The organism is Henriciella marina (genome assembly GCF_027213945.1).
Lineage (GTDB): Bacteria > Pseudomonadota > Alphaproteobacteria > Caulobacterales > Hyphomonadaceae > Henriciella > Henriciella marina_A.
In genome coordinates this window covers 344,196-357,067 of record NZ_JAPWGW010000003.1, presented here as the reverse complement: position 1 = coordinate 357,067, position 12,872 = coordinate 344,196, and the positions used below count along the sequence as shown (strand labels likewise).

Below are 12,872 nucleotides of genomic sequence, written 5' to 3'. Positions count from 1 at the left end.
TTCAGGAGTGATGTGACATGGCGAAGACGGTTCTGGTCATCGATGACGATCCAACCCAGCGCAGGCTGATCCAGGCCGCGGTGGAAAAGGCCGGCTTTGCCTGCCGGACCGCCCCGGATGGCGAAACCGGTTTCACGACCGCCACTGAAGCTGGCGCAGACGTCATCCTTCTCGACCTGACCATGCCGGGCCTGTCGGGGATGGAAACGCTGGAACGCCTTGGCGAACGTATTCCCGATGTGCCGGTCATCATGCTGACCGCTACTTCTGGCATCGACACCATCGTGACCGCCATGCGCGCAGGTGCCGTCGACTTCGTGGTCAAACCTGCCAATCCTGAACGCGTCGTCGTCTCGATCCGCAACGCCCTGAAAATGTCTTCGCTGACCGGTGAAGTGAAACGCCTTACACGCAAGTCAGAAGGCGGGATGAGCTTTAACGACATGATCGCCGCTGCCCCGGCCATGCGCCAGGTCGTGCGTCTCGGCCAGCGTGCGGCAAGCTCTGATATTCCGGTCCTCATCCTTGGCGAAAGTGGTGTCGGTAAGGAAGTCATCGCCCGCTGTATCCAGGGCGCGTCCGACCGGGCCGGCAAGCCATTCGTCACCGTCAACTGCGGCGCCATCCCTGAAAACCTCGTCGAAAGCATCCTCTTCGGCCATGAGAAGGGCGCTTTTACGGGCGCAGTCTCCAAATCCCTCGGTAAGTTCGTCGAGGCCGATGGCGGCACGCTTTTCCTCGATGAAATTGGTGAACTTCCGCTCGACATGCAGGTGAAACTCCTGCGCGCGCTGCAGGAAGGTGAGGTCGACGCTGTCGGCTCTCGCCGTCCGACCAAGGTCGATGTGCGTATCGTCTCGGCGACCAACCGCGACCTTGCCGAACAGGTGAAAGCCGGAAACTTCCGCGAAGACCTCTATTACCGCCTCAACGTGTTCCCGGTCGACGTGCCGTCGCTGCGAGAGCGCCGCGAGGATATCCCAGCCCTCGTCAGCCACTTCATCTCGCGCTTCAACGCGTCTGAAAACCGCGACGTGGAAACCGCCAGCGAGGAAACGCTGCAGATGCTGTGCGCTTTCGACTGGCCGGGTAACGTCCGCCAGCTTGAAAACGCTGTCTTCCGCGCTGTCATCCTTTGCGAAGGCGACACGCTGCAGCCGCACGACTTCCCGCAGATCTCCGGCGTCATGCCTGAGATGGTGGATCTACCACCTGTGCCAAAACGTGTGCCGCCGGCAAATGACCTACCAGCAGTCGAAAGCGAACCGCTTGCAGAGGTGCTGGCCGCGCCTTCGAGCCCCGTCACCATCAAGGACGATGAAGGCGAGCTTCGCCCGCTGACCGATATCGAACGCGACATTATCGAATACGCGATCGACTTCTATCAGGGCCACATGTCCGAAGTGAGCCGCCGTCTCGGCATCGGCCGCTCGACGCTATACCGCAAGATCCGCGAGTATGAGCTCGACGGCGAAGAGAACCGCAAGGCGGGCTAGCACCGCGCTGCGACCCCAAATCCGATCAGGGCCTCGCCACTGGCGGGGCCTTTTCATGCGGGGCACGGCCGAGGCGCAAGAAACGGGTGGAAGCGGCCCGCCGGCCGCGGCAAACTCTGCTCTATGACGAACACCGCTTCTTCTCTTTCCGAACGCTCGGTCGCCTATGGTCGTATGGCTGATGCGCTCTCACACCTCGGTGACACCTGGCGCGACTGGCCTGATCTGGCTGAGTGCGCCCGGGCCGTCGGTCTCTCACCGCATCACTTCCAGCGCGAATTCACCCGCTGGGCGGGTATCAGCCCGAAACAGTATCAGGCCGCCCTTGCCCATGCGGCTGCAGGCGACCTTTTGCGCCAGGGCGCGAGCCTGCTGGACACATCGTATGAGACGGGCCTGTCCGGCCCATCCCGCCTGCATGACCTGTTCATCGCGCATGAGGGCCTCACACCCGGCGAAGCAAAGACGGGCGGGCAGGGCGCTGACCTTGTCATGGGAGAGGCTGAAACCCCTTTCGGGACTGCCGTTCTCGTCATTTCGCCGCGCGGCCTTTGCGGGCTTGGCTTCGCCGATGACGGAGCCGATGCGAAATCCGGTTTCGAGCATCCAGGTTATGGCAAGACAGCGGTGAAGCAGGATTTCGCCAGTCGCTACCCCAACGCGTCAGTCCGGGAGGACAATGGCGAAGCAGCGCGTTGGGCGACCCGGATCTTCGAGGGCACAGAACCTATCCCGGTCGCGCTTTATGGGACGCCCTTCCGGCGTCAGATATGGCGGGCGCTTCTCGATATCCCACCGGGCGAAACGCGCACCTATGGCGAAGTCGCCGCTGCCGCAGGCCAGCCCAAAGCGGCGCGCGCTGCAGGAACTGCAATCGGAGCGAACACAATATCGTGGCTCATTCCCTGCCATCGCGCCCTTGCGTCAGATGGGCGGTTACATAATTACCATTGGGGAGTGGCGCGAAAGCGCGCCATGCTGACATTTGAGCGCGCACACGCCGCCTGAGCCCTCCGACTAGGTCTCGCGGTGGGCACAGCGCCCGGCCAGTGGAAGAGATATGGGATACCTTACATTTTACGCGATGATGTTCGTCGCTCTCGGGCTGTGGGGAATCTGGATCTTGATGAAGTGGCGTGAGCTGCCAGCCTTCTCCAAAGCCGTCTATGACTCGATGCGCGAAAAGAAGCTACTTTCCGACCGCGTCTCCCAGGAAGAGTTCAAGGAAATTTTTATCCGCACCGAAGCGCCGCTGGCAGCGTCCTATCGCTGGGGCGCCGCACTGGTCAGTCTTCTGGCACTCCCGCTTCTCATCATGGGGTTCAATAATCTGTGGGACTTTATGTGGCGCCTTGGCGGTTCTGTCCCCGGCCCCTTGGAGCGCGGTTATATGTTCAACGTCTTCATGACATTCATGTTTGTTATGGGCGTGACCGTATTGTTCCTCTACGCGGTGACCTCGCACTATTATCGCAACGCACCGCCCTCGCTGAAATCTGAAATTCGCCGCCTCGAAGGAAATGACGAATGAGTGTTGAATATCTCCACACAATGATCCGGGTCAGCGACGTAGACGCGGCGCTCAAATTCTTCTGCGATGGCCTCGGCCTGAAGGAACTGCGCCGGGTCGATAATGAAGCCGGCCGTTTCACACTCGTCTTCCTTGCTTCGCCCGAAGACATTGCCCGTCACAAGCCAGACCCGAACGAGACGGGTCTGCCGCCCGGCCTGCCAATGGTCGAACTGACCCACAATTGGGCCCCTGAAGAGCTGGAAGGCGGCCGCAATTTCGGTCATCTCGCCTATAAGGTGGACGACATCTATGCCGCCACTGAGCGCTTTCAGGAGATCGGTGTGACGATCAACCGCCCGCCGCGCGATGGCCGCATGTGCTTCGTGCGCTCGCCAGACGGCATCTCGGTCGAGCTATTGCAGAAGGGCGACCCGCTTCCACCGAAGGAGCCCTGGGCCAGCGCCGAGAATATCGGCACCTGGTAGGCAAAGCGCCGCATCTGGCGGCGTTGCTTGCACCGGCTACCGGCTTAAATGCCAGCGCATGGCAGACGATAAAGATAAAGAGCGAAACAGGTTCAGTGCCCGGCTGAGGCGGACCGCGCAGGTCGGCTCCAACCTCTCGGGCGCAGGCGTCGCCTTCGCGGCGAACCGTTTCTTTGGCGGCGATGAAGGCGATGAGCGCACCGCCCGCGCGCTCGCCTCGGCCCTTGGCAAGACCAAGGGCCCGCTGATGAAGGTCGCGCAGATCCTGTCGACCATTCCTGATTTCCTGCCGCAGGAATATGCCGATGAGCTGTCACAGCTTCAGGCGCAGGCCCCGCCCATGGGCTGGGCCTTCGTAAAACGCCGGATGCGCGCTGAGCTTGGACCCGACTGGCAGGACAAGTTTGCAAGCTTCGGTCAGGAAGCGGCCCATGCGGCCTCTCTGGGACAGGTCCACCGCGCAACGCTGCCCGACGGGCGCGAGGTCGCCTGCAAACTGCAATATCCGGACATGGCGAGCGCTGTTGAAAGCGATGTCGGCCAACTAAAAAGCCTGCTCGGCATGTTCCGCCGCTTAGATGGCTCCATCGATCCGGAAGAAATCGTCGTCGAAATCTCTGATCGCCTCCGCGAGGAGCTCGACTACAAGCGAGAGCGCAAGGCGATGAACCTCTATCGCCACATGCTTGAGGAGAAGGAATTCGTCCACATCCCTCAGCCCGTGGATGAGCTGTCCACCGACCGGCTTCTCACCATGGAATGGGTGACCGGCGATCCGCTGACCGTTTGGCAGGATGCGCCGCAGGAGGTCCGAAATGGCATCGCCAAGCGGCTCTACTGGACATGGTGGCTGCCCATGTTGCGATACGCCGTCATTCACGGCGACCCGCACCTTGGCAATTACCAGGTCACCGATGGCGGCGAGGGGCTCAACCTGCTCGACTTTGGCTGTATCCGTATCTTCCCGCCGAACTTCGTCGGCGGCGTTGTCGACCTCTACCGTGCCATCCGGGCGGACGATTTCGACGCGACCTATGCGGCCTATGAGAAGTGGGGCTTCAAGAACCTCAACAAGGACCTCGTCGAGATCCTGAATATCTGGGCAAAGTTCATCTATGGCCCGCTTCTGGAAGACCGGGTGCGCAGTGTCGCCGACGGGGTGGCGCCCGGCGAATATGGCCGCAAACAGGCTTTTGAAGTGCGCAAGCGCCTGAAGGAGGCTGGCCCCGTCACCATCCCGCGCGAGTTCGTCTTCATGGACCGCGCCGCCATAGGGCTTGGCGCAGCCTATATCCGGCTGGGCGCTGAAGTGAATTACCACCGGCTGTTCGAGGAGAGCCTCGAAGGCTTCAGCGAAGACGCGGTCGCAGCCCGCCAGGCCGAAGCGCTTTCCAAGGCAGGGCTTACGGTCTAGGCCGTAAGAATGGAATCCAAGCCCTACAACACGCCCGAAGCGCTGGGCCGTGAGCCTTTCACGGCTGCGTTCTGGACGCTCTGCGCGCCTTTCCTGTTCCCGGTGCTCGGCGCCTTTCTGATTGGCCTCGCCTGGCCGGGCTTCAGCCAGGTCATAAACGGGACCGATAGAACCACGGAAGCAATCGGTCTCCTCTGGACCGCGCTTGCGGCCATCCATCTCGTCCACTTCGCAATCCTGAGTATCTGGAGTGAGCGTATGGGCGCCGGGGCTTTCGCGGGTTCAATGCGTGCCTCACAGAACTGGATCGTCGCCTCGATCCTGCTCGGCCCTGTCATCCTGATCGCGCCGAACCTCATCGCGGCGCTGCTGGCAGGCGGGGAGCAGGGCTGGGAATACTCCCGAGACGTCGATACCAGCTTCTTTGCGCGCGAGAACTGGGGCATCGCCTACCTGGTCTTCGCTCTCCTGCTGGCGCCGATCCTTGAAGAAGTCACGTTTCGCGGTGTGGCACTCGGCGCGCTAGTCGTTCGTGGCGTTCCACCTTTTATGGCTATGGCCCTTTCTTCCGCCGCCTTCACCTTCCTGCACCTTCAATACAGCATCCCAGCCCTCATCGTTGTCTTCGTGGCGGGGATGGGGTTCGCCTGGCTCCGGCTGAAGAGCGGCTCCATGCTTGTGCCAATCCTCGCGCATATCGCGGCGAATAGCATGATCACCTTTCTGGCCAGCCTCGCGCCTCCCGCTGGGTGAGGACTTGTTGAGCGAAGCGGCTTGCTGCACACCGCATTCGAAATGACAGACGATCTAGACCGTTCCCAGACATTCGATCTTCCCGAAGGCTACCAGCTCCTGCCATGGCACAGGGGCTTTGGCCGACAGATCGGCCCGCTTTTTGAGAAGCGGGGCCCAGACGGGATCACCCGCGCCTTCCGTGTGGAAGAACATCACACAAATGGAATGATGAACGCCCATGGCGGCATGCTGATGACCTTTGCCGACATGGCCTGGGGCGCAGCCGTCGAGAGCGACGAGGATAGCTGGTGGGTCACCATCCGCCTTCTCTGTGACTTTCTGTCAGGCGTAAAGCATGGCGAGTTCGTTGAAGGCAAGGCGACCATCGTGGCCGAAGAAGCCAATGTCTACACCGTTGAGGGCCGCATCTGGACGGGTGATCGGACACTCCTCACCGGTAGCGGTATCTTCAAGGTCATCGAGCGGCGCGGATGAGGCTGGTATTTTCATGAGTGACGGCAACTTCCCAAACAGGACTTCGGACGCTGACGATTTGCCGCTCGCAGGGTACGCCGGTGAAAAACCGCCTGCGCCGGACTGGTTCAACTGGGCCATCGCGCAGAAAGCCACGGAGGCCAGCGTCGAGGTTGATGGAGCCAGGATCGCCTATCGATGCTGGGGTGACGCTTCGAAACCTGGCCTGTTGTTCGCCCATGGCAATGGTGCCCACGGGCGCTGGTGGGACTTTATCGCGCCTTTCCTTACGACCGACTATTATGTCGTTGCGCCGACCTTCTCTGGCATGGGGGACAGTGACTGGCGTGACGCGTACAGCTTCCCCGTCTTCAATCGTGAGCAACTCGCGGTGAGCGAACATGCAGGCCTGTTCGCTCATGCTGTGAAGCCGATCATCGTCTCGCACAGCTTTGGCGGCATTATTTCACTCAATACGACCATATGCGAAGGCGGCGAGAAGTTTGCCGGCGCGGTGATCGTCGACAGCCACCTGGAGCCGCCGGGCGATGAGCGCCCGCGCCCGCCGCGTCGTACGCGGGCGAACCGCATCTATGAAAGCTTCAATGAAGCTCTGGCCCGCTTCCGGCTCGCCCCGCCGCAGCCTTGCGAAAACCATTACATCGTCGACTACATTGCCCGCCATAGTATCACGACCATGAAGGGTGAGGATGGCAAGGAAGGCTATTCCTGGAAGTTCGATCCCTTCATTTTTAACTCGCTGATGGATGAGTGGAATGATGTCGACTTGACGGGACTGGAGACGCGCTGTCCGATCGTCTTCATGCGCGGCGGTCTATCCGAACTCGTGCCAGACCGGGTGGCGGACTATATGTGCTCGCTTCAGGATCCGCCGGTGCCGATGATCACCGTGCCGGAAGCCTACCACCATGTCATGCTCGACCAGCCACTCGCCTTTGTGGCTTCAATTCGCGGACTGCTTGCGGGCTGGCCGGGGCGGCGGTGATTTGGCGTTTGCAAGCGCTCGCCTCGCACCCTAAACACCCGCGAAATGATCGAGATCCTCCCAGAAACGCCCGCCCGGCATGCCGAGGCGATTGAAGACCTGTTCGACCGCACCTTCGGGCCTGGCCACTTTGCCAAGACCGCAGAGCGGCTGCGCGAATATTCCTGGACCCTTCCGGAAATCAACCGTGTAGCTGTGGTCGATGGCGATACGGTGGTGGGCGTCTGCCGCGTCTGGCCGCTGAAGGTCGGCGCGCAGGGCGACAAGGCGCTGTTCTACGGGCCCGTTGCCGTCTCGCCTGCCTGGCGAGGGTCAGAGCTGGGTCTTCAGCTGACCGAGGCAGCGCTGGAGGCTGGCAAGCAAGCGGGCTGGCCTGCGGCAGTCCTTATCGGCGCGCCCGCCTATTTCGGACGGATCGGCTTTGAGGTGACCCCGCGTGGACGCCTCACCTTCCCCGGCCCGCAGGACCAGTCCCGCGTCATGGTGCGCGACCTCACGGGAGACGCAAGCCTGCTCGAAGGCCTCGTCACGGCGATCTAGGACGTCTGAGCACGTTCCACCTGCGGAACAGCATCGATGCCGTCGACATCCTCAAGCGCGCGGATGTGACCCTGGTTGGCGCCCTTCGCAATGACGCTGAACGAGGCATTCGTCTCCAGGATGACCCACTGGACCTGATCGGGATCGACGAGTCCGTTCTGGCGGATCGCGGACATGACCTCGCGCTTCGTCACGCGCTCACGCCGCATGGCCTCTTCACGAAAGACGCCCCGGTCGAGCAGGACGACGGGCTTTGCCTTGACGATCTTCGACAGCCATTTGCTGTGCAGGACCGTCTTGGTCAGGATCCATTGGAGGATGAGCAGCATCACGATGGCCGCAACCGACTCGATGACGGTTACGCCTTTCAGCACGATGCCGGAGCCGACGAGAGAGCCGATCGCCACCGTGACGATCCAGTCGAAATTGTTCATCTGGGACGTTGCGCGCTTGCCGGACAGGCGGATGGCGAGAACGATGGTGAGGTACATGATCGGCGCAGAGATCAGAACGCGGACGAGATCACTCTGCTGGTCGAGAAGGATGGGGTCCATGGGGCAGCTCCGCTCAGATTGCGTTCTCAGGACAATGAGCAGCGGGCGGACCCGTTCCCTAATGCCTTGTAATTCCACCGCCGGCAGATCGCGCCCTTGTTGCATTGCCCTTCGGGTGCTCACCCCACATTGACCCATTTCTATAGTTCAGCGATTATTGAAATATGGACTCAACGACTGCACTTACTGCCTTCGCCGCGCTGTCTCAGGAAGGGCGGCTGGAAGTCTTCCGGCTGCTTGTGAAGGCAGGCCCGGACGGTCTCGCTGCCGGGAAGATCGCAGAGCAGGTGGGCCGGGCGCCCAATACGCTCTCGGCCCAGCTAAACCTGCTCCAGCAGGCGGGCCTGATCGACAGCCGCCGCGAAGGGCGCTCCATCATCTACTCAGCCTGCTTCGATCAGATCAGCGACCTCATCGTCTACCTGCTGGAAGATTGCTGCGCGGGAGAGCCCTGCGTCGCCAGCAGTGTACAGGCCGCTGCAGACCGCGCGCTCTGTTGTGCGCCAACCACCTCGACCAGCTCATAATACGCCACACCAGACAGACGGGGAAATCTCATGGGCGCGTTTGAACGCTATCTTTCAGTCTGGGTCGCGCTGGCCATTGTGGTTGGCATCGGGCTTGGCCAGTTGCTGCCGGGTGTGTTCGGCGCGCTGGCGGGGTTTGAATACGCCAATGTGAACTTCGCGGTCGCTATCCTCATCTGGGCGATGGTCTGGCCGATGATGATCGGGGTGGACTTCTCTTCGCTCGCCCGGGTTGGGGAGAAGCCGAAGGGGCTTCTCATCACGCTGGTGGTCAACTGGCTGATCAAGCCTTTTACCATGGCGGCGCTGGGGGTGCTTTTCTTCCGTTATGTCTTTGCCGGGCTGATCCCCGAAGCCGACGCAGAAGGCTATATCGCAGGGCTCATCCTGCTCGGCGCGGCGCCCTGTACGGCGATGGTCTTCATCTGGTCACAGCTGACGCGCGGTGACCCGAACTATACCCTCGTCCAGGTCAGCGTGAATGATGCGATCATGGTCGTCGCTTTCGCGCCCATCGTGGCGCTGCTGCTCGGGATGACCGACATCATCGTGCCGTGGGAGACGCTGCTGCTGTCTGTCGGGCTCTATGTCGTCGTGCCGCTGCTGGCGGGGGTTGGCGTGCGCCAGATGCTGAAGGCGCGAGGCGGTGAGGCTGCCGTCGATGGCTTCATCGAGCGGGTAAAGCCGGCCTCGGTGCTCGGCCTATTGCTGACCGTAATCCTCCTCTTCGGGTTTCAGGGGGAAGTGATCCTCTCGCAGCCGCTGGTCATCGCGCTGATCGCCGTGCCGATCCTGATCCAGTCCTATGGCATGTTCGCGGTCGCCTATGGCGCGGCCTATGCGCTGAAAGTCCCGCACAATGTGGCCGCGCCCTGCGCGCTGATCGGGACGTCGAACTTCTTCGAGCTTGCGGTTGCTGTGGCGATCTCTCTCTTTGGGCTGAATTCAGGGGCCGCGCTCGCGACCGTGGTGGGTGTGCTGGTGGAGGTGCCGGTGATGCTGTCTCTGGTGGCGTTCGCGAACCGGACGCGGGGGGCTTTTGTAGAAGAGGGCTGATGCCTTCTCCCTTCTCCCTCGGGAGAAGGGCCGGGGATGAGGGGGAGCTTTCTCTCTTCAAGCGCTGCGTTGGCAGTGATTTTCAAAAGGCGCATCGCTGAAACATTAGCGCCAGATACTGCGTCTGCTTCCCCTCACCCCTAGCCCCTCTCCCCGAGGAGAGGGGAATACCGTTTCGCCTGATCCATTTTACAGCACCAGCGCCCGCAGGCTCCGTTGGGGGGAGTGCGGGGTGAGTAAAAACTGGTTGCACGAGGTCTCAGGCTTTTGCCGGGAGGGGCGGATCGCCCGGAAAAGGCGGGGCGCGGGCGGTGGTTTTGGTGGGGTGTCGCTCTGGTGAGAGGGCGGTGTGCCCTTGGTGCAGCGGCGGTGTAGGCGCGGTGCATGGGGTGTACGCGGTCCAGGCAGGCTCTAGCTGCAGGGCGGGGTGTGTCCAGGGGGCGGGGGTAGAGGCGGCGGGCAGCGCGGCGCGCTGGGCCTGCTCGGCCTCTGTCAGTTCCCATGCCGAGACCCAGATGACGCCATCCTCGCGCACATGCCAGTTCAACCAGCTGCGGCCGTCCGCCCTCGCTTCGTCAAAAGTGGCGCTCAGCCGGCCCAGATAATGAAACAGCGTCCGCCAGTGCCGCACCGGCACCCGCATCAGACAGCTCCATATCATCGCAAGGGTCAGCTCCATCGGTGAGGGTTATAGACGGACGTGCGGGGAGGGGGATGGATTGATTTGACATCTGCCGCGTGACACATGCGCGACGTACTTTGAACGACACTCCATGAGCTTTATCGTGTCGCTGAAAAGCCTGCAGCGTGTGCCAATTTAAAAGGCTTTCTGTCTGCGTCTACGGCGTGTGAATGGATAGACTTCCGACTTGTCTCTGACGCCAAATCATGTGAGCCCTTGAAGCCCTAAAAACAGAATGCTAAGTATTCGTTCTTGATATGTTCTAAGGTAATTGCGCGAGGCAGTAAAACGGCATGAGCAATTTTATCTCAATGTTTTCCGGTGCCGGCGGTCTTGATCTTGGGTTTGAGCAAGCAGGTTGGGAACGTTGTTTCGCATCAGACCTAGACAGCGACGCGGTTGCAACGCTGCGCGCTAACACAAATCATTCGAGACGCAGCATCGTGGGGCAGGACGACATTCGAGACCTTACCGCTTCCGAAGTTCGCGCTCGCTCAGGTCTGGCGCGCGGCAATCTAGATGCGATTGTCGGGGGACCACCATGCCAGTCATGGTCAAGTGCCGGCCATCAAAGAGGGCTTGCCGACGAACGTGGGCAGCTATTTCGGCATTTTATCAAACTCGCAAATTCTCTCGACCCGCGATTCATTGTCATGGAAAATGTTCGCGGACTTTTGACCGCACGTGGGTTGGACGGTGAGCCTGGCTCAGCACTTGCGCTGTTGCGTGAAGACCTTCGACAGGAGGGCTGGCAGACGACCGTGAGTCTCTTGAACGCAGCCGACTATGGAGTTGCTCAAAGGCGGGTCCGTCTGTTTGTGATTGCCCATCGAACGGGTGATTGCCCCGATTTTCCTCGGGCAACGCATTCGAAAGTATCGGCCCCAGGTCTCAAGAAATGGGTGAGTCTCAAGAGAAGACTCGCAAGGCTAGCGATTTCGGATGATGAGATAATCCGTCCCACGCCAAAACTTGCTGCGGAATTAGCGCTGATTAAGCCAGGAAGCGGGGTAAAATCGCCGGGCAAAGCCGAGACAACCAGACCTGGCGGGCATTGGGGATACAAGCAAGGTGCTTTTATAGCCGACCCAAGTCTTCCCGCGCGAACTGTAACCGCAAGCACCGCTCAGGATTGGGTCATCGACCCTGAGCACGGTTTGAGGCGTCTATGCCCACGCGAATGCGCTGCAATTCAATCGTTTCCAGCAACATGGAAATGGGAAGGTAAGCGGTCATCAATCTATCGACAGATAGGAAATGCAGTACCACCTAAGCTTGCGAAGGCCGTGGCGGTTTCTCTTGCCAATCATATCGAGCGAACCGAAGCTCCCAAACAACGCACTAACGTCACTGAGCTAGCTCCTCTGGATAACCGACTCATAGCAGCCATTGCATACACCAAGCGCGATGAAGCTAGGAATGGCGAGTCGCGCCGGGCCGCACCCGCCTTGCGCCAGCGCAAAGCGTCTTAATGACTGTAACAGATGAAAACCGCCGAAACGCGGAGCATGCCCGCAAGCTCTACATCGAGGGTGCTGATCCAAAGGGAGAAGCAACAGATTGGGCTGAATCGCTCGCGCAGATCAGGCCAAAAGTGGTCGCGGCACTAAGGGCATCTAACAATCTACGCGACGTTAGATCGGCGCTTGAGGAGGACGGCGGGCACATGCTGATTTTTCGGCATTTGCTGGCGCCACCCAAGAGCCAAGACCAATTCAAGCTTCTCTGCCATGAATGGCCAAAGTCGTCCGAAAGGTCGAACAGGAAGCAAAAGCCTGAAGTCGCAAGGGCCGTAGCGATAGTGTTAGCAGAGTGGATGGACCGCGATATCGCGCCATGGCTTGAAGCTAACCGTGAACCCACAGACTTAGAGCGCGAGTTGCTTATTGAGCGAGTGATTTCCTTTATTGCGCCGAAGTTGACGGAGACACAAAAGCGCAATCGGCTAAGTGCGGAGCAAGAGAATGCGGTTGTTGACCTACTAATCGATCTAGGCTGGGAAAAACTTCCAAGCGTCACCATCGACACGCGCGCCGCAATCCCCCCAAAGCATTTTATGAACAAGACTCGATTTGCGACGGCCACGACGACTGCGCAAGAAGTGGATATCGCCTGCGGTTTCAAGTCATCGTATGTCGCAGCTATGGAATGCAAGGTTACGAATGACGCAACAAACTCTGTTAAGCGAGTGAATGACGTCTTGAAGAAGGCTGCTGCGTGGAAGGCTCATTGGGGGAGTTTCGTGGAAACTGCGGCACTACTGCAAGGTGTAATCAAGCCTGATGACGTTCAACGCCTCACAGATGAGGGTGTAAAGGTATTCTGGTCTCACGATCTCGATGCGTTTGCAAACTGGGTGCGAAGTCGGGTCTGAATATGTCCGCGCCGTT

The 12,872-nt window shown here is 60.3% G+C and carries 15 protein-coding genes; 13 read left to right on the top strand and 2 right to left on the bottom strand.

The genetic code is table 11. From position 1 onward, the window contains the following. Positions 1-17 precede the first annotated feature (17 nt). The 9 genes from O4G74_RS10980 (at position 18) to O4G74_RS10940 (ending at position 7,663) form a co-directional block, all read left to right on the top strand. A complete protein-coding gene (locus tag O4G74_RS10980; RefSeq protein WP_269402652.1) occupies positions 18-1,496 on the top strand; it encodes a sigma-54-dependent transcriptional regulator in 1,479 nt (492 codons plus the stop codon). A gap of 123 nt (positions 1,497-1,619) precedes the next feature. After that, complete coding sequence (locus O4G74_RS10975) at positions 1,620-2,504, top strand: bifunctional helix-turn-helix domain-containing protein/methylated-DNA--[protein]-cysteine S-methyltransferase (RefSeq protein WP_269402651.1); 885 nt, start codon at positions 1,620-1,622, stop codon at positions 2,502-2,504. 52 nt (positions 2,505-2,556) lie between these two features. Continuing rightward, on the top strand, positions 2,557-3,027 hold the full coding sequence (locus O4G74_RS10970) for a hypothetical protein (protein ID WP_269402650.1): 471 nt from the start codon (positions 2,557-2,559) through the stop codon (positions 3,025-3,027). Beyond that, positions 3,024-3,494, top strand: coding sequence for a VOC family protein (locus O4G74_RS10965; RefSeq protein WP_269402649.1), 471 nt, complete (start codon positions 3,024-3,026; stop codon positions 3,492-3,494). Before O4G74_RS10970 ends, O4G74_RS10965 begins: the two co-directional genes overlap by 4 nt. A gap of 58 nt (positions 3,495-3,552) precedes the next feature. After that, entirely contained in the window at positions 3,553-4,908 is a 1,356-nt protein-coding gene (locus tag O4G74_RS10960) for an ABC1 kinase family protein (RefSeq protein WP_269402648.1), read from the top strand. 9 nt (positions 4,909-4,917) lie between these two features. Continuing rightward, positions 4,918-5,661, top strand: a complete 744-nt coding sequence (locus O4G74_RS10955) for a CPBP family intramembrane glutamic endopeptidase (RefSeq protein WP_269402647.1) — start codon at positions 4,918-4,920, stop codon at positions 5,659-5,661. A gap of 42 nt (positions 5,662-5,703) precedes the next feature. Then, on the top strand, positions 5,704-6,138 hold the full coding sequence (locus O4G74_RS10950) for a PaaI family thioesterase (protein ID WP_269402646.1): 435 nt from the start codon (positions 5,704-5,706) through the stop codon (positions 6,136-6,138). A gap of 13 nt (positions 6,139-6,151) precedes the next feature. Next, positions 6,152-7,123: an alpha/beta fold hydrolase gene (locus O4G74_RS10945; protein ID WP_269402645.1), complete on the top strand. Its 972-nt coding sequence runs from the start codon at positions 6,152-6,154 to the stop codon at positions 7,121-7,123. A 45-nt stretch (positions 7,124-7,168) separates the two neighbouring features. After that, complete coding sequence (locus O4G74_RS10940) at positions 7,169-7,663, top strand: GNAT family N-acetyltransferase (RefSeq protein ID WP_269402644.1); 495 nt, start codon at positions 7,169-7,171, stop codon at positions 7,661-7,663. Here O4G74_RS10940 and O4G74_RS10935 read toward each other — a convergent pair. Continuing rightward, entirely contained in the window at positions 7,660-8,217 is a 558-nt protein-coding gene (locus tag O4G74_RS10935) for a DUF421 domain-containing protein (protein ID WP_269402643.1), read from the bottom strand. The two genes, O4G74_RS10940 and O4G74_RS10935, sit on opposite strands and share 4 nt — an antisense overlap. 164 nt (positions 8,218-8,381) lie before the next feature. Between O4G74_RS10935 and O4G74_RS10930 the strand changes: the two genes are divergently transcribed. Both O4G74_RS10930 and arsB read left to right on the top strand, forming a co-directional pair. Then, positions 8,382-8,744 carry an ArsR/SmtB family transcription factor gene (locus tag O4G74_RS10930; protein WP_269402642.1) on the top strand — a complete coding sequence of 121 codons (363 nt, stop codon included), beginning with the start codon at positions 8,382-8,384 and terminating at the stop codon, positions 8,742-8,744. Between the two features lie 30 nt (positions 8,745-8,774). After that, positions 8,775-9,800 (top strand): ACR3 family arsenite efflux transporter, encoded by a 1,026-nt coding sequence (gene arsB, locus O4G74_RS10925; RefSeq protein ID WP_269402641.1) that lies wholly within the window; start codon positions 8,775-8,777, stop codon positions 9,798-9,800. Positions 9,801-10,059: 259 nt separating this feature from the next. Here arsB and O4G74_RS10920 read toward each other — a convergent pair whose 3' ends face one another. After that, on the bottom strand, positions 10,060-10,461 hold the full coding sequence (locus O4G74_RS10920) for a hypothetical protein (protein ID WP_269402640.1): 402 nt from the start codon (positions 10,459-10,461) through the stop codon (positions 10,060-10,062). 314 nt (positions 10,462-10,775) lie between these two features. Between O4G74_RS10920 and O4G74_RS10915 the strand changes: the two genes are divergently transcribed. Together O4G74_RS10915 and O4G74_RS10910 are read left to right on the top strand one after the other, a co-directional pair. Beyond that, complete coding sequence (locus O4G74_RS10915) at positions 10,776-11,954, top strand: DNA cytosine methyltransferase (RefSeq protein WP_269402639.1); 1,179 nt, start codon at positions 10,776-10,778, stop codon at positions 11,952-11,954. Next, complete coding sequence (locus O4G74_RS10910; RefSeq protein WP_269402638.1) at positions 11,954-12,856, top strand: XamI family restriction endonuclease; 903 nt, start codon at positions 11,954-11,956, stop codon at positions 12,854-12,856. Before O4G74_RS10915 ends, O4G74_RS10910 begins: the two co-directional genes overlap by 1 nt. Positions 12,857-12,872: the final 16 nt, after the last annotated feature.